At 48.1% G+C, this 22,902-nt stretch carries 17 protein-coding genes; 8 read left to right on the forward strand and 9 right to left on the reverse strand.

The genetic code is table 11. The features are described from left to right. Window positions 1-139 precede the first annotated feature (139 nt). Complete coding sequence (locus FJ444_RS21705; RefSeq protein ID WP_140956586.1) at window positions 140-1,453, forward strand: PAS domain-containing methyl-accepting chemotaxis protein; 1,314 nt, start codon at window positions 140-142, stop codon at window positions 1,451-1,453. A gap of 53 nt (window positions 1,454-1,506) precedes the next feature. Here the strand turns inward: FJ444_RS21705 and FJ444_RS03740 are convergent, their stop codons facing one another. From FJ444_RS03740 to FJ444_RS03770, 7 genes are all read right to left on the reverse strand, one after another. Further along, window positions 1,507-2,238, reverse strand: a complete 732-nt coding sequence (locus FJ444_RS03740) for an ABC transporter substrate-binding protein (protein ID WP_181405051.1) — start codon at window positions 2,236-2,238, stop codon at window positions 1,507-1,509. A gap of 91 nt (window positions 2,239-2,329) precedes the next feature. Then, complete coding sequence (locus FJ444_RS03745; RefSeq protein WP_140956588.1) at window positions 2,330-2,992, reverse strand: OB-fold-containig protein; 663 nt, start codon at window positions 2,990-2,992, stop codon at window positions 2,330-2,332. 204 nt (window positions 2,993-3,196) lie between these two features. Beyond that, the gene (locus FJ444_RS03750; protein ID WP_140956589.1) at window positions 3,197-3,889 is read right to left on the reverse strand and encodes a hypothetical protein; all 693 of its coding nucleotides are present in this window, start codon (window positions 3,887-3,889) and stop codon (window positions 3,197-3,199) included. A gap of 152 nt (window positions 3,890-4,041) precedes the next feature. Continuing rightward, complete coding sequence (locus FJ444_RS03755; RefSeq protein WP_140956590.1) at window positions 4,042-5,961, reverse strand: alkaline phosphatase; 1,920 nt, start codon at window positions 5,959-5,961, stop codon at window positions 4,042-4,044. Window positions 5,962-5,975: 14 nt separating this feature from the next. Continuing rightward, window positions 5,976-7,559: an alkaline phosphatase gene (locus FJ444_RS03760; protein ID WP_140956591.1), complete on the reverse strand. Its 1,584-nt coding sequence runs from the start codon at window positions 7,557-7,559 to the stop codon at window positions 5,976-5,978. Window positions 7,560-7,788: 229 nt separating this feature from the next. Further along, window positions 7,789-8,514, reverse strand: a complete 726-nt coding sequence (gene lpxH / locus FJ444_RS03765; protein ID WP_140956592.1) for a UDP-2,3-diacylglucosamine diphosphatase — start codon at window positions 8,512-8,514, stop codon at window positions 7,789-7,791. Between the two features lie 70 nt (window positions 8,515-8,584). Then, window positions 8,585-9,079, reverse strand: a complete 495-nt coding sequence (locus FJ444_RS03770; protein ID WP_140956593.1) for a peptidylprolyl isomerase — start codon at window positions 9,077-9,079, stop codon at window positions 8,585-8,587. Between the two features lie 168 nt (window positions 9,080-9,247). Here FJ444_RS03770 and cysS point away from each other — a divergent pair, with 168 nt between their 5' ends. The 7 genes from cysS to FJ444_RS03805 all read left to right on the forward strand — a co-directional run bounded on the left by cysS (window position 9,248) and on the right by FJ444_RS03805 (window position 21,376). Then, window positions 9,248-10,624, forward strand: coding sequence for a cysteine--tRNA ligase (gene cysS, locus FJ444_RS03775; protein ID WP_140956594.1), 1,377 nt, complete (start codon window positions 9,248-9,250; stop codon window positions 10,622-10,624). A gap of 164 nt (window positions 10,625-10,788) precedes the next feature. After that, on the forward strand, window positions 10,789-12,570 hold the full coding sequence (locus FJ444_RS03780; protein ID WP_140956595.1) for an ATP-binding protein: 1,782 nt from the start codon (window positions 10,789-10,791) through the stop codon (window positions 12,568-12,570). Next, window positions 12,567-13,913: a sigma-54 dependent transcriptional regulator gene (locus FJ444_RS03785; RefSeq protein ID WP_140956596.1), complete on the forward strand. Its 1,347-nt coding sequence runs from the start codon at window positions 12,567-12,569 to the stop codon at window positions 13,911-13,913. Before FJ444_RS03780 ends, FJ444_RS03785 begins: the two co-directional genes overlap by 4 nt. A 261-nt stretch (window positions 13,914-14,174) precedes the next feature. After that, on the forward strand, window positions 14,175-17,183 hold the full coding sequence (locus tag FJ444_RS03790) for a TonB-dependent receptor domain-containing protein (protein WP_140956597.1): 3,009 nt from the start codon (window positions 14,175-14,177) through the stop codon (window positions 17,181-17,183). 51 nt (window positions 17,184-17,234) lie between these two features. Next, window positions 17,235-18,140, forward strand: a complete 906-nt coding sequence (locus FJ444_RS03795; RefSeq protein ID WP_140956598.1) for an alpha/beta hydrolase — start codon at window positions 17,235-17,237, stop codon at window positions 18,138-18,140. A gap of 24 nt (window positions 18,141-18,164) precedes the next feature. Continuing rightward, the gene (locus FJ444_RS03800; RefSeq protein WP_140956976.1) at window positions 18,165-19,646 is read left to right on the forward strand and encodes a DASS family sodium-coupled anion symporter; all 1,482 of its coding nucleotides are present in this window, start codon (window positions 18,165-18,167) and stop codon (window positions 19,644-19,646) included. Between the two features lie 41 nt (window positions 19,647-19,687). After that, window positions 19,688-21,376: an NAD-dependent malic enzyme gene (locus tag FJ444_RS03805; protein WP_140956599.1), complete on the forward strand. Its 1,689-nt coding sequence runs from the start codon at window positions 19,688-19,690 to the stop codon at window positions 21,374-21,376. Window positions 21,377-21,379: 3 nt separating this feature from the next. On the opposite strand, the gene FJ444_RS03810 is transcribed toward FJ444_RS03805, so the two are convergent. Next, entirely contained in the window at window positions 21,380-21,856 is a 477-nt protein-coding gene (locus FJ444_RS03810; protein ID WP_140956600.1) for an isoprenylcysteine carboxylmethyltransferase family protein, read from the reverse strand. Further along, window positions 21,849-22,901: an ion transporter gene (locus FJ444_RS03815; protein ID WP_140956601.1), complete on the reverse strand. Its 1,053-nt coding sequence runs from the start codon at window positions 22,899-22,901 to the stop codon at window positions 21,849-21,851. Before FJ444_RS03815 ends, FJ444_RS03810 begins: the two co-directional genes overlap by 8 nt. Window position 22,902: the final 1 nt, after the last annotated feature.

Below are 22,902 nucleotides of genomic sequence, written 5' to 3' on the forward strand. Positions count from 1 at the left end.
TTGAATTCCGCCTTTCATATGTCATACAAACATGGCACCATTTAGCTCTGTCTATAACAACTTTGTATAGCGTATTTACCTACAGAATAATAATGGTATTCAGGCTGGCGCTAACCTGAGATATCCATGGAGTGAATAGATGTTTTCAAGAAGCAAGGTGTTAGCTGAGCAGTTGAATAAAGTGTCGGGTGAGTTATCTGTGTATAAGCAGATTTTTGAAAGCCTGAGCAGTGAGATGTTACATGTTTCCATGAATACGCAGGGGAAGCTAACCGAAGCCAATGCGCTTTTTATACGTGAAACAGGCTTGTCGGAACAAACGTTAATAGGCTTGCCGTTTCTGGAGTTAGTGCCGCCTAAAGCACGGGCTACGGAACACTATAAACAGCTACAGCGTGCCATTGCAGAAAAGCAACACTGGTCGGGTGCGGTGGAAATTGACAATGGCACGCCAGAGCACCTGTGGTTGAGAGTGATTATGCAACCTATATGCGATGCCCAGGGCAAAGCGTTTTCAATTGATTTATTTGCCAATAACTTAACCCGTACAATTAATGCCTCGCGCCTTAATGAGAATATGATAAAGGCCATTAAGCGTTCAACTGCTGTGATTGAATTTACCATCGACGGTATTGTGTTGGATGCCAACCAGAATTTTTGCCAAACCATGGGATATTCGCTGGACGAAGTAAAAGGTAAACATCATCGGATATTTTGTACCCGCGAAGAGGCTGAAAGTGCCAAGTATGCCGATTTTTGGAAGCGATTAAAAAGCGGTGAATTTTTTGTGTCCCGCTATAAACGGGTGAATAAACAAGGCAGGGAAATCTGGCTTGAAGGCTCGTACAACCCTATCTTTAATGCTTATGGCGAATTAACCCGCTGTGTAAAATTCGCCAGTGACATTACGGAGCAGGTTGAGCAGGAGCGCAGGGTGGCGGAAGCGGCCGACATGGCCTACGAAACTTCCCGACAAACAGGTGATAGCTCCACCCGTGGTCACCAGTTGATGCAATCTACCTCTGAAATGATGTCTGAATTGGTTCAGAAAATGTCAGAGGCGTCTCAAAGTATTGATGCGCTGAATAAACAGTCTCAGGAAATCAGTAAGATTATTCAGGCCATTGGTGGTATTGCCGATCAAACCAATTTGCTGGCTCTTAACGCTGCGATAGAAGCGGCCAGGGCGGGGGACCAGGGCCGAGGTTTTGCGGTTGTTGCTGATGAGGTACGTGAGCTTGCTTTCAGAACAACGAAGTCAACGGATGAAATTGTAAAGGTGGTAGCTGAGAACAGTCAGTTAGCTGAAGCCGCCGTTAACTCTATCAACGCCAGTAAACAAAGTGCTATTGAAGCGCAGTTAAAGTTACAAGAAACACAAGCCGTTATTCAGGAAATACAAGACGGTGCGGAACTGGTTGTTGGGGCGGTGTCGCATCTTACACAGCACTAATACCACATTTTTACAGGTACGCGGTGTTGCGTACCTGCTGTCGCATCTGCGACTTAATTATTCGCCATTTCTTTTTGTTGTTCATTAACCAGTTCAGTAAGTATTTTGTCTACTACCGACATGTCGATATCGAGCGATTTATCAACCGCAAGATATACAGGCACGTCCAGCGCAGAAATAACAAAAGACGAAATATCCACGTGATGCCGGGTTAGCATGTTGCCAACAATCTGGTTGGTAACAAATGCATCAATCCTGCCAAGTTGCAGCATGTCCACCAGGCTTTCATTCGAGTCCAGATATATAAAATCGTTGGGTTCAATATTGTACTGATGAATGAACTTGTCAGAAACGGTGATCCCTCTGACACCGCCAATACGCAAACCGCGCCAGTTTTGTAATTGCTTTTCACTCAGCGAATTACGGTAGAACAGGGCATACTGCGTAACGTGAAGTGGCACGCTGGAAAAGGCTAGGTGGTCGCTTCTGTTTTCGATATTGGCTAATGAAAAATAGCATTGAAACGGGGCTGTGGTGATTGAACGTTTTAATCTACCCCAGGGAATATCAATAAATTCTATCTTCCATCCCATTGCATTTGCCAATCCTTCAAGTAAACCGATGTCTCTGCCGGATGGCGGCTCATCTTCGTTGAATATGGTGTAAGGAGGATAGTGGGTTGTTACGCAACCTAAAGACTGAGCGTCTGAATTTGCCCCCTGATTAGCCCACAACGTGGAACTAAAAATAGTGTTGAGTATCAACACAAACTTTAATCGCAACAACTTAACACCCTGCATTCAAAATTTAACAATTGGCAACGCGGGTAGTGTAAAGCGCCTTTGATTATTTTACGAATAGCCATTAGTTTAATTTTTATACCTGGTTAACAAGCCCTCTTTTGCTGGTACACCTTGATGCGAGCCAGCAATCTGTTGCTTTGTGAATCAGTACTACCCGATCCCCGGCTTTAAATTGTTCCAGAGATTCCAAGGGTTTTACGTGCAAAAGGTGTTCATGGTTATTGTTATCTACCACCACGGCGTTAGCACCAATACCACTATTCGAGGCCGTTGAAATGATACTGGCAATCAAACCGCTTAAGGCGTATTGGGTATTGTTTGCGGCCGGATCGGAAAATGAATCCTGCAATGCGCGGCGCAATAGCCACTGAAAGCGCAGGAAGATGCCGGCAACAATGGCCACGCTTACGCTACTGCTAACCGAAAAGATCCAGAATTCGGATACGATGATGTCAGAGAATTGTCGCATTCCATATTGCATCGCAAGACCCTGAAAGCTGAACAGAAATAAGAACAATAACAGCCAACCACTGCCAGTCACTGAATACCAGTACGATGATAAGTGCTCGGGTGATAAACGCTTTAACGACAAAATACCAAACTGACTTTGGTCGAACAGGCCAAATACATCGGTTTTACACAAAAAACCAACGCATTCGATAAATAAAATGACAAGCAGGATAAGTAGCACCGATCCGTAGATGAAGTTTTCCTGAGAGAGTAGCCAAACCGTCATTATCACCTTCCTTGATGCACGGTATTCGCAATGCAGTACGCATTACTTTTTATTTAACATGCATGTTATATAACACATATGCATCATCTTGCCAGTGGCCACAGGGATTGTTTGAGTATATGAATGCAGACAGCCGTATCTGCAGTCTGCATTCATGAATAAGTGAGCAGGTGAATGAATGTGTGGTGAGATCTCTCTCAGTGGTTAATGATGATGCCCTTCGCCTATGGCTTCACCTTTGGCGTTGTAGTACCCGGATGCGCCTTTTTCGATAAAGCCCTGGTGTACCATTTTGGTTAAAAAGGGATCAGTATGGTCATCGCCTATGTCGGCAAAATCCGTAGTTTGGTAGGCCATGCGGTGGGCAAAAAAAGCGTCTACAGGAGCCTGGTCGAACTGCAGTGTGGTAAGTGACCATTCAATTGTTTGAGACCCCGATACAACCGAGAAAGACTTCGCAATGCTCAACTCAGGCAGCCAGATTAGGGTCCATTCAGCACCGTTTTTGTTGAGTGTGTACGTTTGAGTTTGCAGGCAGTCATCACCTTGTTTGTTACCTGGTGTCATACTTGCCAGTAATTCGTCACTGAATAACTGATTGCGATACGTCCAGCTGGTTTCTGTTTTACCGTGAACCGACTCTCCAGGTTGATACTCGATAGCACGTTGGTGTTCATCAAAATAGCGCGTGGGCTTTATTAAGCGGTTGTGGATGTGTTCCCAGGTTTCTGTGATCCGGGTTTGTGGGTATTCATGGGCAACCATGTTCTGCTGACGCCATAAATTCAGCAGTTTGGTGTTGTCACCTTTTGCTGAATGCGTATGGATTGTATATTCAGCATGCAGGGTGGAAGCCTGGGCGTCACAGCTTTCGGCGTGCGCCAGTTGGGCGCTCAAACAAAAACTTATGGATAAAAGAAGTGCTCTGTACATCATGTTCTCATTGGTATTCAAAGTGTGATGATTTTTAAGACGCAAAATAGGTTGCCGCTTGGCGGCAACCTATCGGTAACCCATCGGTAACCCGAACGGTTATTTATCGCAACAGATTATTCTATTGCTTGTTCGGCTTTATTCACGATGTCACCCGCGTAATCCATCACATGAAAGATCACGCTTTGTTCGTTGGTGCCATTTACTAACCAGGCCCCTGGACCTTTCGCATAGATACCTACATCTTCTCCCGCGTGGGTTTCTGAACCCATGGGTACCAGTGCTTCCTGGTGATAGCCTGATGCAGTGGTATCCACGTCAGTCAGGTCCATCCGGCCAGTATTAGCGGCATACGAATAAATCGCGTCAGCGTCAGTTTCGTCACCTAAATCACGGAAGCCCAGTCCATTGGTGTAACCCAGTGTGGTGTAAGGCTGGTTGTCGGCCGCCGTTGCCGGTTCATCCGAACCAATATTAACCACTTTGCCCAGAATGGGGTTACCGCGTTTTGGATACCCGGCAATGGTAAATACGTGGCTGTGGTCGGCGGTAACAATGATTAAGGTGTCATCGTCGCTGGTCATGGCATCCGCTGCCGCTACTGCATTTGCCAGTTCAACAGTGTCGGTAAGGGCGTTATAGGCACTGCCCGCGTGATGACCGTGGTCAATACGGCCAGATTCAACTACCAGGAAGAAGCCCTTGCTGTTGTTATCTAATACCTGAATGGCTTTTTCAGTCATTTCGGTTAACGAAGGTTCGCCGGCAATATCGTTTGCGCGGTCAGCTTCGTACTGCATGTGTGATTCGTTGAACAAACCAAACACTTTACTGGTTGATTCTGTATCGATGGCGTCAAAGCCAGCCTGGTCATACACATAATTACCTGTGGTGTACATGGCAGACCATTCCGCTGTTAAATCACGACCATCTGTGCGATCACCTTCCACCGAGCTCACTGCATCCGGGCTGTTAAAGCTGGCATCTTTGGGCAGGAAATGACGACGTCCGCCACCCATAACCACTTCGATACCGTCTACGTCAACACCGTCAAAACGCGCTTCCAGATTGGCTTCAAAGTGCACCAACTGGTCGGCAATATCTTTACAGCCAGCGGCTAATGCTTCAGCTGGCATGTCTGAATTGTCTTCCCAGTCGCGGTCTGCTGATTTGGCATACGTCGCCGCTGGCGTAGCGTGAGTGATACGGGCAGTGGCAATTACACCCGTTGATTTGCCAGCGATCTCAGCAAGTTCAAGGGCCGTTACCAGTTCGTTTCCGGCAACAGTAGAACAATTGCCACGCTCGATGTCCTCACTTACCCCTATTACACCCACGTCCGTTTTTACACCAGACATCATGGCTGTCATAGTGCCGGCTGAATCAGGTGTTTGTGCATCAACGTTGTAGGTTTTAGACAATCCCGCAAACGGGAATTTGTCGAAGCTCAGCTGGTTTTCTTCACCGTCCAGGCCTTTCATCTGACCATCAAGAATACGCGCTGCAGTAACGGTAGATACACCCATGCCGTCGCCAATGAACAAAATGATGTTCTTTGCCTGACCGCGCAGAGACGTAACTGTGCGCTGTAAGTCCGCCTTGCTGGTTACCACTACGTTATTACTGTTAATGCTACTGGTGGATAACGCACCAGTTGCTTGTAACCAAACTGTTTTGTTGGCTTCTACTTCGGCTGCAGCTTCAACAAACCAGTCGTTGTTTAACGAGGTTAGCAATTCTGATGAATCAACTGATGAGGCTGCGGGCACACACACATAGCTGGTTGAGCTGATTTCAGAATCGGATAACGCGCCGTCGTTATCGCTGTCTAAACCTGAATCGATTTGTACACCGCTATTCGGGCAGTTTGCATCGCCAACTGCTAATTCCGTTTGCACAACCAGACTGGTTACGCCGTCGGTACCATTGGCACCGTTTGTTCCATTTACACCGTCTTTGCCATCATCGCCGTCTAAAGAACATGCGCTCAATCCGATTACGGCAGCGGCAACAACACTTAGTTTAAATACATTCATGGTTATAACTCCGCTTATTCTTCTACCAGATCCAAAGCCTGATTAATCAGGTGGAATACGACACTTTGCTCAACTACACCTTGCACCAGTTGACTGCCTGGGCCAGTAGCGTGCAAAGAAATGTCTTCACCCGCGTGGGTTTCAGAACCAAGTGGAATCAAGGCTTCCTGGTGATAGCCTGAAGCAGTGGTATCAACGTTAGTTAAATCTTTACGACCCGCATTGGCTTCATAGGCATACACTGCATCTGCATCCGTTTCTGTGCCCAGATCCTGATGACCTAAACCATTGGTATAGCCTAATGTGGTGTAGGGCATGTCATCAGCAGCAGTGGCTGGTACATCAGAGCCTACGTTAACCACTTTGCCCAGAATCGGGTTGCCGCGTTTGGGATAACCGGCAATGGTAAATACGTGGCTGTGGTCAGCGGTTACCAAAATCAGCGTTTCGTCCGGGTTGGTGTTGTCGTATGCCGCTTTCACTGCTGCTTCGAAGGCCAGTGTGTCAGTTAGTGCGTTGTAGGCACTGCCCGCATGGTGACCATGGTCAATACGACCAGATTCAACCATCAGGAAAAACCCTTTGTCGTTGTTGTCCAGAATGCCAATAGCTTTTTCTGTCATTTCAGCAACAGAAGGCTCGCCTGCGATATCGTTGGCACGGTCTGCTTCATATTGCATGTGAGATTCGTTAAACAAGCCAAATACACGTTCTGTGATTTCGGTGTCGATGGCATCAAAACCAGTCTGGTCGTAGATGTACACGCCGTTTTCATACATGGATTGCCATTCAGCAGTCAGGTCGCGAGAATCCATACGGTCGCCTTCAACTGAACTCACAGCGTCCGGGCTGTTAAAGGCTGCATCCTTCGGTAAAAACGAACGGCGGCCGCCACCAAATACCACTTCGATACCGTTTACATCGATACCGGTGTAACGCGCTTCCAGATTGCTTTCAAAGTTTACTAACTGGTCGGCAATATCAGTACAACCTGCTGCAATTGCTTCTTCTGGCATGTCACCATCATCTTCCCAGTTGCGATCAGCAGATTTTGCATAAGTAGCGGCGGGCGTTGCGTGAGTTATACGTGCAGTGGAAATGATTCCGGTAGACAGACCTTTAATTTCGGCCAGCTCCAGTGCGGTAACCACTTCGTTACCTGCTACCGTGGCACAGTTACCGCGCTCGATGTCTTCGTCTACGCCAATTACGCCAGCATCGGTTTTTAAACCTGACATCATGGCTGTCATGGTGCCGGCAGAATCAGGTGTTTGTGCATCAACGTTGTAGGTTTTTACTAACGCAGAGTGAGGGAATTCTTCAAAGCTAAGATAACCTTCTTCACCGGCATTACCGGCATTCTGGCCTTTCAGGATCCGCGCTGCAGTAAGCGTTGACACGCCCATACCGTCGCCTACAAACAAAATTACGTTCTTTGCTTTGAATTTATTGTTTACTTCGAGCTTGTGTTCGATTTTCGATTGCGCGTCAGTAAACCACGCACTTTCTGCCTGGTAAGTGGGCAGAACATCAGCTTGTAGCCCTGAAGATACAGCCATAGCAACAGCACTGGCAGTGAGTTTCCAGTTCAGTTTCATTGTGATATTCCCAATAGTGACTTGTCATTTTTATATGTTGCAGCAGTTTTTTCCGCTGAAACGAGATTCGTCGGAAATGCCTATAGAGAACTGATTGAAAATCAGCACATTGGTTTGGCATCCGAGTGCAGATATCCTAGAGGGGGTTTATGAATGTTAATTGAAACCAAGATGAAGGTTTATTGGCAGAAATCTTACTAAAGCTTGGCAGTTTTATTACAAAAAGGACTTAATCAAACTGTCGTTTTTCTAAATTTACGTCAACAGCGCTAACGCGTAATACGCTGCCCTGTGTATACCAGTCGCCCAGTACAATGCGGTGCGCGGGCTTTTTGTTTACGGTCAGGGAGTGAATGTTTGGGCGATGTGTATGCCCGTGTATCATTCTGGTGACTTTGTGGTGCGCCATTGCTTTTACCACTTCTTCTTGTGTGACATCCATGATTTCAGCGGTGAGTTTTTGCTGATTTTTCTGACTGGTTTTTCTGCCGCGTTGGGCAAGTTTTCGTCTAAGCCACAAGGGCAGAGCGCCAACTAATCTGGGCCACCACCATCCACGGGCCTTTTTGCGGAACTTCTGGTAGGCCACATCCAGCGTGCACAATTCATCACCATGCATGAGAAGCGTTGGCTCACCGTATAAATCAATAACGTATTGTTCCGGAAGTAACGTTATGCCGGCTTTATTCGCCCACCCCTGACGGATTGCAAAGTCGCGGTTACCATGGATAAAGTAAACAGGGATAGACTGCGACAGGGCATTAAATGCACTTGCGATCTGTTCTGACAAGGGCGTTACATCGTCATCACCTAACCAAAACTCAAATAAATCACCCAGCACGTAAAGTGCTTCAGCCTGTACGGCATCAGTAGCGAGAAACTCCAGTAAACACCGGGTAATATCTTCGCGCTCTGCGCTTAAGTGAATGTCAGCAATGAAATAGGTAAATGGCATGTAATATCAGTCTGTTGGCATTAAAAAGGGAGCCACAGGACTCCCTTACGCTATGCAATTGGCGTGCATCTTATTCGCTGATGACCGCGTTTTCAATAACAACAGGTTCAACCGGTACGTCCTGGTGGTAGCCGTGGTTGCCCGTTCTTACATTTTTGATTTTTTCAACTACATCCATACCGCTGGATACTTTACCAAATACGCAGTATCCCCAGCCGTTCATTGATTCGCTGCTGAAGTTCAGAAAATCGTTGTTTTTTACGTTAATAAAAAACTGAGCAGTAGCAGAATGCGGATCATTGGTACGGGCCATGGCAATAGTGCCTGCGGCATTGGCAACGCCGTTATTGGCCTCGTTTTTAATGGGCGCTTTGGTGCTTTTCTGTTCCATGTCGGCAGTCATACCGCCGCCCTGGATCATAAAACCATCGATAACGCGGTGAAAAATAGTACCGTCGTAAAAGCCGTCTTTTACATAAGACAAAAAGTTTTCAACAGTGTTAGGTGCTTTATCGGCAAACAGTTCCAGGGTTATATCGCCGTAATTTGTTTTTAATGTCACCATAGTAATTAACCTTATTGTTGGGTCACTGAATCAGTTGCAGCAATAGTAGCCCAATTGACGCAATGCTAAAAGTCCTTAAATGTCACGGTACCGTTAAAGCGTAGCAACTCAAACCCGACAGTGCTAAACTTCTGCACCAAATTTAAGGTTACTAAGGAATCTATCGTTATGTTACAGCTGTTTAACACCAAAACCCGACAGAAAGAGCGCTTCCAGCCGCTGGTAGAAGGGAAGGTGGGGCTGTATGTGTGTGGCATAACGGTATACGACTTGTCACACATGGGCCATGCCCGTACGTATCTGAGTTTTGATGTGCTGGTGCGTTACTTGCGTCATCTGAATTTCGATGTGAAGTACGTACGCAATATCACCGATGTTGACGACAAAATTATTGCCCGGGCCAACGCCAATAACGAAACCGCCGAGGCACTTACCGAACGTACTATTGGTATGATGCACGAGGACTTTGCAGCATTAAACCTGCTGGTGCCTGATGCAGAGCCACGGGTTACCGGCCACATGAGTGAGATCATCGACGTGATCCAGCGCTTAATAGACAAGGGTTTTGCCTATCAGGCCGACAGTGGTGATGTACTGTTTGATGTAAGTAAATACAACGACTATGGCAAATTAAGCCGTCAGAACCTGGAACAACTACAAGCGGGTGCGCGGGTAGAAGTGGCTCAAGGCAAAGATGATCCGCTTGATTTTGTGTTGTGGAAAACAGCAAAACCAGGCGAGCCAAGCTGGACATCGCCATGGGGCGAGGGACGTCCTGGCTGGCATATAGAATGTAGCGCAATGAATCACAAGCATCTGGGCGAACATTTTGATATTCACGGTGGCGGGTCAGATTTGATTTTCCCTCACCACGAAAACGAAGTAGCACAAAGCTGCTGCGCGTTCGATACGCCGTACGTAAACACCTGGATGCACACCGGCATGGTACAGGTTAACGACGAAAAGATGTCCAAGTCTTTGGGTAACTTCTTTACGTTACGCGATGTACTGGCGGAGCACGATGCTGAAATTCTGCGATTTTTCCTGATGTCTGCGCACTATCGCAGCCAGTTGAGTTATTCCCAGGACAACATCGATCAGGCCAAATCAGCATTAGAACGTTTGTATACCGCCTTGCGTGGTGTGAATGTGAATAGTGTTACCGACCTGAGTTACGGTGGTTATTTAGCGCGATTTGAAGCTGCGATGAATGACGATCTGAACGTGCCTGAGGCGTATTCAGTGTTATTCGACCTGGCCCGCGATCTCAACAAACAAAAAGACAACGCCGAAGAAGCCGGCAAGTTGGCTGCTGTTTTGAAGGGGATAGGCGGTATTTTGGGCTTTTTGCAACGTGATCCGGAAGCCTTCCTGCAATCGGGTGGTGATGATGATGCTGCGGAGATTGAAGCATTGATCAAAGCGCGAAACGATGCGCGAGCAGCCAAAGACTGGGGCGCAGCCGACGCGGCCAGAGACAAACTAACCGCAATGGGCATTGTGCTGGAAGATGGTGCTCAGGGCACTACCTGGCGTCGCCAGTAATTCATTAAGTCCTTCAAAAAAACGCCTGCAAGTGAACTTGCAGGCGTTTTTTTATGCCTGAACATACACAAGTGCCCGGAGGGTTGAAGTGTCAACCGAGTAAAACTGGTATTTGTGTTCTTTTTGTTAACGGTATATAAAGGCTGCCTGTCCAAAGGAGGCCTATGTTCCGCGTTATCACAACCATTCTGTTTGTATGTTACCTGATGGCCGTCGGGCTGCTGGCGTACACTCAGGTAATCGAAACGGTGAAGGCCCGCGCAGAGCAGGATATTCAGGACGTAGCCAGCAAACTGGATATTGAACTCGACAAATACCGCACCCTGCCAAGAGTACTGGTGTTACACCCTGCGATCGTTGAGGTGCTGAACACCCCTGATCCACAGAATGTGCAACGCGTTAACTATTTGTTGCACACATACAACCAGTCACTGACCAGTGATGCGGTATATCTGTTATCTGCAACCGGATTAACACTGGCGTCCAGTAATTGGGAGCAGCCCGATAGCTTTGTAGGAAACGACTATGGTTTCCGGCCTTACTTTCAGCAGGCCCTCAGTGGGCAGGAAGGAAGCTATTTTGCGTTGGGTACGGTATCGGGAAAACGCGGGTACTACTTCTCTTTTCCGGTAAGGAGTGAGCAGCGCATTATTGGTGCATTAGTAGTAAAAGTGGCGTTGTCGGTCATTGAAGATTATCGCGCCAGTGCTGAGTCTGAATTAATGGTAACCGACGACCACGGAGCCGTGTTTTACAGCTCTCATAGTGACTGGAACTACAGTTCGTTGGTTACCTTACCTGAGACTGTAAGAGCAGAGATTATTCACCAGAAGCAATACGGAACCGGGCCCATTCCGTTGCTGACTCAGCAAGATTCGCTGGACCAGTTACTTGAGCAAGACACGCTATCCTTACAATACAACGCCCAAAAGCGTACTTATTTGATTGCCGATAAAACCATGTCTCAGGTTGGCTGGCACCTTATCGTGCTTACACCCATTAATCAGGCATATGTGTTAATGGGCTGGATACTTATTGGCGCGAGTGTGCTCTTTGTACTGATTGCGCTGCTGAGTATGTCATGGCGGCGAAATATTATTGCCCAGCGTCAGTTGGCAGCCGTAAACGAGCAATTGGAGCATAGGGTAGAGCAACGCACCGCACAGTTGCAACAAACTAACAGCACTCTGGTGGACATCATTGAAAAGCAGAGGAAAACTGAGCTGCGCTTAAAAGAAACCCAAAACGAACTGATTCAGGCTGGTAAGCTGGCGTTGTTGGGCGAAATGTCGGCCAGTATCAACCACGAACTCAATCAGCCGCTCACTGCGCTTCGTACTTATAGTGAAACGTTGCGTCTGATGATCAACAAAGGTAAAACGGAGTCGTTTGGCGAAACAACCGACGAAATCATCAAGCTGATCCATAAAATGGCCACCATTGTGGCGCAATACAAGCTGTTTGCACGAAAGTCGGCAGGTAAAACCGGACCTGTGCGTCTGGCTGATACCATTGACGCATCGCTTTCCATTCTTGAATCAAAAATTAACAAAATGCATGCAGTGGTGCAGGTTGAAGCGTTTGACCAGTCTCTTCAGGTGATAGCTGAAGCTGTGCCTTTAGAGCAGGTACTGGTAAATATTCTGAATAATGCCCTGCAAGCTCAGGACGACCAACCGAACCCGCAGATTCACGTAACCGTTCAGGAAAACGGGCCTGTGCTGCATTTAACGGTTAGAGATTTTGGCCCTGGCTTTAACGAAGAACAACTAAATCGCGTGTTTGAACCATTTTTCACCACAAAAGGCCGGGGGCTTGGACTGGGCCTGACCATTTCACAGCGGATCATGGCATCGTTTGATGGCGATATTCAGGCCAGTAATCACCCGGAGCAAGGAGCAGTGTTTACGTTAACCCTGCCAATCAATACAGAGAAAGTGACATGAGCATTCCGATTTATATTATCGACGACGAGCCTACTATTTTGCAGGCACTAAAGCAGTTGCTCAACATGGAAGGCTACCACACCGAGGTGTTCAGTGACGCCCGTGATGCCATGAAAAAACTTGATCGCGACTGGCCGGGTGTCATCCTGTCTGACATCAATATGCCGGGGATGGACGGCGTAGCGTTTCTGCGCGAAGCATTAAAGCTTGATAATGAGTTTTCCATTGTGATGTTAACCGGCCATGGGGATATTTCTACCGCGGTAGAATCTATGCGACTGGGCGCTTACGATTTTATTGAAAAGCCGTTTTCCAACGAAATGCTGTTGGACGTGATAAAACGCGCGGGTGAAAAACGTGCGTTAGTGCTTGAGAACCGTGAACTCAAAAACGAACTCGATGCACAAACCGGGGCAGGGCCTCGCTTGCTGGGTAATACCCACAAGATTAAAGCGCTGCGCCGCTTGCTTATGCAAATTAAAGATATTCCCGCCGATGTATTGATCAAGGGCGAAACGGGTTCGGGCAAAGATCTGGTTGCGCGTTTTTTGCATTACAACAGCTATCGCAAGAATGAAAATTTTGTGGCCATAAACTGTGGTGCAATTCCTGAAACCATGATCGAAAGTGAACTGTTTGGCTTTGAAGCCGGTGCGTTCACCAGTGCGCAAAAAAAGCGGGTGGGGAAAATAGAGCACGCCAATGGTGGAACCTTTTTTCTTGATGAAATTGAAAGTATGCCGATGGCCCTGCAAATTAAGTTATTGCGGGTACTGGAAGACCGGCGCATTGAACCCTTGGGCAGCAATCGCCATGTTGATTTGGATATTCGGGTTATAGCTGCCGCCAAAATTGACTTGTTAGAACTGGTGGAAAAAGGCGAGTTTCGCGAGGATCTTTACTATCGCCTCAATGTGATTAACGTGGAAATTCCGCCACTACGCGAGCGTAAAGAGGATATCTCGTTGTTGTTCCAGCATTACGCCGCACTGGCCAGTTCGCGATTTAATACCGATGCTCCCCGACTTACCAATGAGCAATTGATCCGCCTGCAACAGCATAACTGGCCAGGTAATATCCGCGAGTTGCGCAACGCGGCTGAACGTTTTGTACTGATGGGCGGACAAACCGTGTTTGATGATCCGTCCAATGCAGAGACTGACAGTGAGTTAACCCTGGCAGAACGCGTTGCTCGTTATGAGCGGGATGTACTTGAGTCTGCACTTCGCGAGCACGATGGACGATTAACGGAAGTTCAACAACAATTAGGCCTGCCCAGAAAAACGCTGTACGACAAAATGCGAAAATACGGCTTGGTAAAAGACGACTTCAAACTGCCTTAGTATTCCCCGCCATAAAAATGGGTGGAATTCCACCCATTTACATTTATTTTACGTGTGATTTCCCGCCCATTTGTTAAGTTTTTGTAGTGTTTGATTTCTACTGATTATTCGCAACCATATGATTATTAAATGATATATAAATAATTTTGGTGGCTGGCAAGGTCTTTGCAATTGTTGCGATGATGTAAATGTCGGTGTGAGCGAATGATTCGCCAGACATTTGCGTACTGAGGACACATTTTACTCTCGAAAGGTATAACAATGATTAATAAAATTACCCAGGTTATTCGCCACTCGCGTCAACGTCTCTCGCCTGTGTGCGTTATGGCTGTTGCTGCATCGCTGTCACCCTACAGTCTGGCTCAGTCGCAGCCACCAGCCGAATCTGACATTGAAAAAATTGCCGTGGTTGGTTCGCAAATTAAAGGCGCACAAATCAGCGAAGCACTGGCCGTATCACAATTAAACGCAGAAGACATTGCTGCGATGGGCGTAGATTCCGGTGACGAATTGCTGCAACTGATTCCCGAGAATGGTCAGAACTTTTTTAACGAAGCGGGCAACATCAGTGGCGGCGTGAATGCCGCACGCGGCGACGTCGGGGCATTTAACCTGCGGAATATCGGTACGGGGAATACCCTTGTGCTGATTAACGGGCGCAGAATGGTTAACTCGGCCGCTTATCAAACTGAAGAAGTTGGCGGGAGTTTTGTACCGGTGAACACGGTGAATTCGCAAATTATTCCCGTTTATGGCGCTAAACGCGTAGAAGTATTACGCGACGGTGCATCTGCGATCTACGGTGCTGATGCGGTTGCCGGTGTGGTCAACACGGTAACACCAACCAATTTTGAAGGCTTTGACATTCGGGTTAAATGGCAGGAGTTTGAACATTTGCCGCGCAACGACCAAACTTTATCGCTACATTGGGGTAAAACCTTTAATGGCGGCAAAACCAATGTAGGCGTGATTGCGAACTACTACCAGCGTGATCGGGTAAACTCTCAGGATGATCCGCGTTGGACCAATGCCGACCTAACCGATCGATTATCGCCTGATTCTCCCTGGTATGGGCATCCTGAATTTGACAGCACTAGTGCCAACTCACTGTATGGGCAGTTTGATATTGTTGACAGGGTTACATCCGGCAATGCACTGCGCACCGAGGGCTTAGTTGATGGGTCGGGTGAGTTTGAAACCTATCCAAGCGGCGACCCTCGCTGTGCCTGGGAGCTGGGAAATGGCTTGTGTGCTGCGCCTGATGGGCAGGGCACTGTGCCATTCAATATGAATCAGGATCGCGATGTCGCTTCGGCGCTCGACCGTACCAATGTTTTCATAAACATCAATCACACGCTTGAAAATGGCTGGGAAGCCTTCACTGAGTTGATGGCTTATAAATCCAATACAAATCTGCGCCGTCATCCTACGTCGTCGTTCTCCTCTTCCAAGCTGGTGGTAGCCGCCGATAACTACTACAACCCCTTTGGACCATGTGGTTCACCTAACCGATTGGATAACGCAGCTGTAGCGGCGGGAGTGCCTTGTGAGGGCTTAGCGCTCACACTCGACAATTATCGCTTCGCCGAATATCCGCGTATTGTTGACAACAGTGGCGAAACCTTCCGCGTTTTACAAGGACTGCGTGGTTATTGGGGAGAGTGGGATTGGGAAACAGCGGTGTCATGGTCGAAGGACGTAAAGGATGATGTTACCCATAACCGGGTGTCTAATACGCTTATGCAGGAAGCGCTAAACGATACGACAGAAAATGCCTATAACCCGTTTTCTGCCGGGGTAAACTCAAATATAGAACGCGCGCTGATTGATGTTTATCGCAAAAGTGAGTCTGAGCTGAAGACCTTTGATGTGAAATTTTCAAATCCGGACATTTTTGAACTACCCCATGGTGTAGTGGGATTTGTTTCTGGGGTGGAATACCGCCACGAATCCTTTAAAGATGATCGCGATCCGCGTCTGGACGGCACTATTCAGTTTATTGATGAGGAAGGTGACACCTATCCGTTTGTTTCTGATGTCGTGAATTCAAGCCCAACCCCCGACAACGCCGGAAGTCGCTCTGTAGCCTCGCTGTTTGCAGAATTACAGATTCCCGTACTAGACAACCTCGATCTGCAGGTTGCGGCGCGCTATGAAAATTTCTCCGATGTGGGTGACACTACCGTTGGTAAAGTCGCATTTGGTTATCGTCCCATTGAACCAGTATTAGTGCGTGGCTCCTGGTCGCAAGCATTCCGCGCCCCAAACCTGGTTACTATTAATGAGGAGATCGTTGCCCGTACACAGACCCGCACCGATTACGCGTGTTTATATGCCGCTGAAAATGGCGGAGATCCGGGGCAGGACGTTCTGGAATGTAACTACTCGCTACAACGTATTGCCCAGGGCAGTGAAGAGCTTAAGCCGGAAGAATCCGACAATACTTCAATTGGTATCGTCGTTGAGCCACTGGATGGACTGGCAATTACGCTGGATTACTGGAGCATCGAAAAAGAAAACACCATTGGTTTGCTTGGCGAGGAAAATCACTCTTTACTGGATTTGCTTTCCCGACTTGAGCAAGGCACAGCAAACTGTGGCAGTGCCACCTTTAACAGTAGCGTAAATCGAGGAGAAATTGACCCTGACGAAGCCGCATATTACGAAGCGGCGGGTATCTGCGCAGCGGGTCAAATTAACTACATTGACGACCGTTATGCAAATTTAGACAAGCGCACCGTTAGTGGACATGATTTGGGCATTTACTACTCGATAAAAACCGATTACGGACGTTTTAAGATTGACTACAACGGTTCATTCCTGGATAAATTCGAACAAGAGGCCGGTGGCCTGTCACTCACATTGGTAGAGGCACAGGAAAGCGGCGTGTTACCCGCCAATTATCCGGTAATGGGTTTTGCTGATTTGGTGCGTCGTAATGGCAACCAGAAAGAAAAACACAGTCTGCGCTTTATGTGGCGCGGCGAGGTATTCGGTGCCACCTTGTCGGGATATCGTATCGGCAGTTTCTATCAGAGTGAGCTAACACTTGACGATGGCACCCGGTATAACATTCCGGCTATGACGACGTTTGATGCCACGTTTGATTATAAAACGCAGATCGCGTCTGCGGACACCCGTTTCAGGTTGGGCATTAAAAATCTCACTGATGAGCGGGCTCCGTTGGCAGCAACCAGCTTTGGTTTCTACGAAGATGCCCACCAGGATTATGGCCGCTATTTCTATATGGATGTCAGCGCCAGTTTCTAATTTTTCTTAACCCTGGGCGGCACTCTGCCGCCCCTCTGAATGAAGATGACTATGCTTAAACAATTTTCTCTGGCCCTTTGGCTTGCTGTACTGGCACTGTCTCAAACTGCGTGTGCGTCAACGGCTTCGCAACCCTGGCAAGAACACGAAGTAGGGCGTTATGTCTATAACAAATGGGCAGGTGGTGAATTAACCGTTGAATACATTGTACCGTCTGCTGCCACGCCCGATACGCCAGTTCTCATTGTGGTGCCTGGCGCGCGTCGCAATGCCGACTCGTATCGCGATCAGTGGTTATCGCTTGCACAACAACACACCTTTATTGTGCTGGCAATTGGCTGCAGTATGCAGGTATGCGAGGACGAATATCAGTACAACCTTGGCGGCGTCGTAACCCCGTTAGGTGGTCCTCGTCCTGAATCAGTGCAGTTTTACAGTGTGCCTGAAAAAATATTCGCCGACTTTACACAGCGGTTTGGCTCTCATCAGACTACGTTTGCACTTTACGGGCATTCTGCTGGTGGTGGTTTTGTACATACTTATATGCTGGCGAAACCCGATGCTCCGGTATCGCGCGCAGTGGCAGCAAACCCCGCGTTTTTTACGTTTCCTGACGAGAGTGCACCATACCCATTTGGCCTGGCAAACAGTCCGTATCAAGCAGGGGATATCGATACTTGGTTAACTCAGCCGCTTACCATCATATTGGGTGATCAGGATTTAGGTCCTCGCACTAAAGCGATCAGCAACAGCCCCGCAGCTAACGCTCAGGGGCGTAGTGTATATACCCGTGGACTTGCGTTTTATGCCTTTGCAATGAATACCGCTATAGAGCGTAACGTTCAACACGGCTGGCAATTAGAAGTGGTGCGAGGCGTGGGGCATAACAGTGGCGAACTGGTGCCTTACGCCTACAAATATTTGCTGGGCAATGCCATGCCCAAGGCAAAGGAGTAGAATGCCGTGAGTAAGACTGCTTCCATGGATGCCGCGCAGGCGGTGGAAAAGAATACCCACCGCGCACCTCATCAACTGTTTGGTCTGATTGCCGGGCCGCTGGCATTTTTATTAGTGTGGTTAATGCCTGCCCCTGAATCGCTGAGCACCATTGCCTGGCTAACCGCCGCCGTAGGCATTTGGATGGCGATATGGTGGTCGACTGAGGCAGTGCATGTGGCGGTAACCGCGCTGCTGCCACTGGTGTTGTTTCCTCAGCTTGGCATTTTGAATATTAAGGCTGCATCGGCACCGTATGCCAATCCTACCATCTATTTGTTTTTGGGTGGTTTTATGCTAGCGCTAGCGCTGCAAAAAGCCAATCTGCACAAGCGTATAGCCTATTTTATATTGAGTTACGTGAGCAGTTCTGCGCGCTCGATAGTGCTGGGCTTTATGATAGTCAGTGCCATTTTAAGCATGTGGATGACTAACACGTCTACCACCATGATGCTGTTGCCGATAGCGCTGTCTATTTTGTCTACGCTGGATGATGAGACATCGCATTTTTCCCCGGTTCAGCAAAAGCACTTCCAGCTGTCGTTGTTATTGGGCATCGCCTATGCCGCCACTATTGGCGGTATGTCTACGTTAGTGGGGACCCCTCCTAATGCTTTTTTAGTGGGTTTCATGAACGACAATTACAATGTGCAACTGGACTTCGCCAAGTGGATGTTGATTGGTATTCCCTTAAGCGTAACCCTGCTGCCGCTAGCCTGGCTATTACTGACCCGTTGGATTTATCCGGTAGATTTTACCACTCCGGAGTCAGCAAGAGTCGAATTGACTCGGCAGCGTAAAGCGCTGGGGCCAATTCGCAAGGAAGAATGGCGTGTCGGCATACTGTTTTTGTGTGTGGCGGTTGCATGGATGACAAGACCCCTGCTTGCTAACTGGTTATCGCTGGATGGTCTTTCTGATACCGGTATCGCAATGACTGCAGCAGTACTGCTGTTTGTGGTGGGGAATGGCAGAACCGGTGCAAAACAGGGCAGCTTGCTTGAGTGGGATGACATGAAATCCATACCCTGGGGCATTTTAGTCTTGTTTGGTGGCGGTTTGAGTTTAGCGGCTGCGGTGTCGGGGAGTGGTTTAGCGCAATGGTTGGGCGAAGGGCTTGTAAATATGGATGCCTTTGGCATGTTATTCCTGGTTCTGGCGGCGACCACACTGGTTATTTTCCTTACCGAATTAACCAGTAATCTGGCAACCGCCGCCACGTTTCTGCCGGTGGTAGCGGTGATAGCGTTAGAAATGGGCGGCGCGCCCATGACGCTCATTTTACCCGTCACCCTGGCGGCTAGTTGTGCTTTCATGCTGCCGGTGGCTACCCCGCCAAATGCCATTGTGTTTTCGTCGGGGTATATAAGTATTGCGCAGATGGCGCGAGCCGGATTTGCACTTAACATTGTAAGTATTGTGCTGGTAACTGCCATTGCCATGTGGCTGGCCCCGTTGGTCTTTTAATCATTGCCGGGCCACGCCCGGCATACCGCTATTTCAAAAATATGAACTCTTCAAAAACAAAACCTTTGTACCTGTCTCATGCCGGGCCAAAATTGCTCGACATGCCTCTGCTAAACAAAAGCAGTGCGTTTAGTGAAAAAGAGCGGATTGCCTTCAATCTTGAAGGGCTGCTGCCCCCGCAATACGAATCGATAGAACAGCAATTGGAGCGGGTATATCAGCAGTATAAACAGTGTCATAGTGACATCGAGCGCCACATCTTTTTGCGCGATATACAGGACAACAACGAAACGTTGTTTTTTCGCCTGATTGCTGATCACATCGAAGAAATGATGCCCATCATTTACACCCCAACTGTGGGGGAGGCCTGTGAACGCTTTTCTGACATTTACCGCAGTGCTCGCGGGCTCTTTATTGCGCATCACCAAAAAGACCGCATTGATACCATTATACGTAACGCAACCAAACGCAATGTGAAGGTCATTGTCGTCACCGACGGTGAGCGTATTCTGGGCCTGGGTGATCAGGGGGTTGGCGGAATGGGGATCCCCATCGGGAAGTTGTCTTTGTACACCGTATGCGGTGGAATCAGCCCTGCCTATACCTTACCCATCGTATTGGATGTTGGCACCAATAATCCCGCGCTGCTTAACGATCCAATGTACATGGGGTGTCGTCATCCTCGGATCACTGGTCAGCAATACAATGACTTTCTGGATGCATTTATGCGAGCTGTGTCTGCTCGCTGGCCAGACGCGCTGATTCAATTTGAGGATTTTGCTCAAGCCAATGCTACTCCGCTATTGCAGCGATACCGCGATCGTTATTGTTGCTTTAACGATGACATTCAAGGTACCGCAGCGGTGGCTGCTGCAACTATGCTGGCGGCGTGTAAAGCTAAACACGCGGATATCACGCAACAAAAAACAGTGATAGCCGGTGGCGGTTCAGCTGGTTGCGGTATTGCACAGCAGTGGGTTAAATGTCTGGTAGCGACAGGAATGAGCGAGTCAGATGCGCGCGCCAGTATTTATGTTGTCGATAAACAGGGCTTAATTACCCGGGACACGCCCGGATTAACCGACTTTCAGCAGCGTGTTGCCCAGGATTTATCGTTATTACCGGGTTGGGAGCACGCGCACGCACCAGGGTTACTGGATATCATTGAATTGATTAAGCCGGGCATTTTACTTGGGGTGTCGGGCTGTGCTGGATTGTTTGACAGAGCGGTTATCACTGCTATGCATGCGCATTGCCAGCGACCTGTGATTCTGCCATTGAGTAATCCGGTGCGCTGTGCCGAGACGACACCGGAACAGGTGCTTCAGTACACGAATGGCGAAGCCATTGTTGCAACGGGCAGCCCATTTAACGATGTTGTGTTAAATGGCAAAGCCATTGCGGTGAGTCAGTGCAATAACAGTTATATCTTTCCTGGCATCGGTTTGGCTGTGGTGAGCTGTGGGGCTGCAAGGATCACCGATGGTATGTTGATGGCTGCGAGTTTTGCACTGGCTGATGCGTCGCCCCTGGCTAATTGTGGTGAAGGACCTTTGCTGCCAGTGCTCGGCGAGATAAAAGCGCTGTCTGAACAAATTGCCTTGGCGGTGGCAAAGGTAGCGGTAGCCGAAGGCGTTGCGCCAATGCGCAGTGAAAATGAGTTACTTGCGTGTATTCAGGCTGCACAATGGCAAGCGGAATACCGGGAGTACGAACGTATCGCGTCCTGATTGCTAATCGTTGGCTGACACACTCAGCCAACGATTTACCCGTTTGCAATAGCGGGCAAACTCTTCGCCGAAAAGTTGGTGCATCATGCGTTCTTCGGGCTGAATCTGGAAGCGCTGTAGATACAGACAAGTCAGCACTGCGAAAACAAACCCACTCGCATCGCGAAAAATAAACGCACTGCCGATTACCCCTACAACTAATCCCAAATACATGGGATTGCGGGTGTATTTAAAAATACCATTGCTTACCAGATTACTGGCGTTTTCAATTTTATGCGGATTAACCGTGGTTTTGTGCTGCCTGAATGCAATTACACCTGCGATACCAATAAAACCGCCAGCAACAAAAATGACAAAGCCGAGTGGACGCAACAGGTAGGGCAACGGCAACCAGCCAAAGTCACTGACATACCAGGTAGCTATTAACGCCACCAGAAAAATCACCACGGGTGGAATTTTTAATTCAAGGTGCTTAAGCATCGCGATTGTCCCTGTCTTCAGCCATGTTGGCTGCTTGTTTTTGTTGCTGCTTTTCCAGTAAATGCGATTTCCAGCGTTGTTGTGAAACGTGCCCTTTAATGGCTTCGAGGCATTCGTTTACTACCTTTAAAAATTCGTCTTCCAGGTTTTCTTCTGCGGGGGTGAAATCGGTTAAACCGTGTGCCAGAAACTCTTCAATATCGTTGGGTTTTAGATCGGCCAATAAATTGATTATTGATGCTGTTACAATATCGGTAACCGCTTGTTCCAACGTATTTTCAATGGTTTTACCTAGCACGGGGACAAACGACAACGTGTTAACTTGTGCGTTATCGCGCACGGCCTTTCCAACACTGTTTTTTACATGGCGTCGAATAACATCGCCATGTTTGCTGTCGCCAATAGACTGACCAAAGTGGTTTACAATTCCCGACACCCAATTGCTGATCACCGGACGGCGAGGGGCCAGCACGTTTTGGGTAATATCCTCAATCAATGGTGAACCCGCTGCGATGTCCTGCTGTGCATCTGAGAGCACTTTTACCACAATCCGGTCGCTGAGTTCTTCTACAAATACATCGTAATAAAAGGCTATAAACCGGTACAACGCGGTTTGGTTGAGGTCGATGATCTGGTGTTTGTGCAATCGATACAAAATTGAAAATATCCGCAAAAAGCGGAAGATACGGGTGCCCCCTAAGGGGATACAACCTACTAAATCATACCATCGTAGAAAAGGAAAAAAGTACCAGCGCAGGTGTTCTTTACGTTTTATGGCCACTGCCCAACGCAGGAAGAATTCACTTAGAAAAAGCGTAATAAAGATTAAATCCACCAGTATAAAATTACGGTGAATCGGCTCGTAGAAACTCACAAACGCAGGAGACCAGCTATTCAGCGTGTCATGAACAAACGCGGTGCCATACAGGCCGTCAAACAATAAAAACAGCAGGTTTAAAAACAACAGGCCCAGCATGACTAAGTCGAGCAGTAACCAGGGCCCTTCGTGACTATTGCGCAGATTTTCCCGGTTAATCCTTAACATG

Source organism: Aestuariibacter sp. GS-14 (assembly GCF_006494365.1).
Classification (GTDB): domain Bacteria; phylum Pseudomonadota; class Gammaproteobacteria; order Enterobacterales; family Alteromonadaceae; genus Alteromonas; species Alteromonas mangrovi.

What these genes read in the sequence shown, in the direction of transcription:
- FJ444_RS21705 (WP_140956586.1), top strand. Translation starts at nt 140, where the DNA reads ATGTTTTCAAGAAGCAAGGTGTTAGCTGAGCAGTTGAATAAAGTGTCG.
- FJ444_RS03745 (WP_140956588.1), bottom strand. Translation starts at nt 2,992, where the DNA reads ATGACGGTTTGGCTACTCTCTCAGGAAAACTTCATCTACGGATCGGTG.
- FJ444_RS03755 (WP_140956590.1), bottom strand. Translation starts at nt 5,961, where the DNA reads ATGAATGTATTTAAACTAAGTGTTGTTGCCGCTGCCGTAATCGGATTG.
- FJ444_RS03760 (WP_140956591.1), bottom strand. Translation starts at nt 7,559, where the DNA reads ATGAAACTGAACTGGAAACTCACTGCCAGTGCTGTTGCTATGGCTGTA.
- lpxH (WP_140956592.1), bottom strand. Translation starts at nt 8,514, where the DNA reads ATGCCATTTACCTATTTCATTGCTGACATTCACTTAAGCGCAGAGCGC.
- FJ444_RS03770 (WP_140956593.1), bottom strand. Translation starts at nt 9,079, where the DNA reads ATGGTGACATTAAAAACAAATTACGGCGATATAACCCTGGAACTGTTT.
- cysS (WP_140956594.1), top strand. Translation starts at nt 9,248, where the DNA reads ATGTTACAGCTGTTTAACACCAAAACCCGACAGAAAGAGCGCTTCCAG.
- FJ444_RS03780 (WP_140956595.1), top strand. Translation starts at nt 10,789, where the DNA reads ATGTTCCGCGTTATCACAACCATTCTGTTTGTATGTTACCTGATGGCC.
- FJ444_RS03785 (WP_140956596.1), top strand. Translation starts at nt 12,567, where the DNA reads ATGAGCATTCCGATTTATATTATCGACGACGAGCCTACTATTTTGCAG.
- FJ444_RS03790 (WP_140956597.1), top strand. Translation starts at nt 14,175, where the DNA reads ATGATTAATAAAATTACCCAGGTTATTCGCCACTCGCGTCAACGTCTC.
- FJ444_RS03795 (WP_140956598.1), top strand. Translation starts at nt 17,235, where the DNA reads ATGCTTAAACAATTTTCTCTGGCCCTTTGGCTTGCTGTACTGGCACTG.
- FJ444_RS03800 (WP_140956976.1), top strand. Translation starts at nt 18,165, where the DNA reads ATGGATGCCGCGCAGGCGGTGGAAAAGAATACCCACCGCGCACCTCAT.
- FJ444_RS03805 (WP_140956599.1), top strand. Translation starts at nt 19,688, where the DNA reads ATGAACTCTTCAAAAACAAAACCTTTGTACCTGTCTCATGCCGGGCCA.
- FJ444_RS03810 (WP_140956600.1), bottom strand. Translation starts at nt 21,856, where the DNA reads ATGCTTAAGCACCTTGAATTAAAAATTCCACCCGTGGTGATTTTTCTG.
- FJ444_RS03815 (WP_140956601.1), bottom strand. Translation starts at nt 22,901, where the DNA reads ATGTTAAGGATTAACCGGGAAAATCTGCGCAATAGTCACGAAGGGCCC.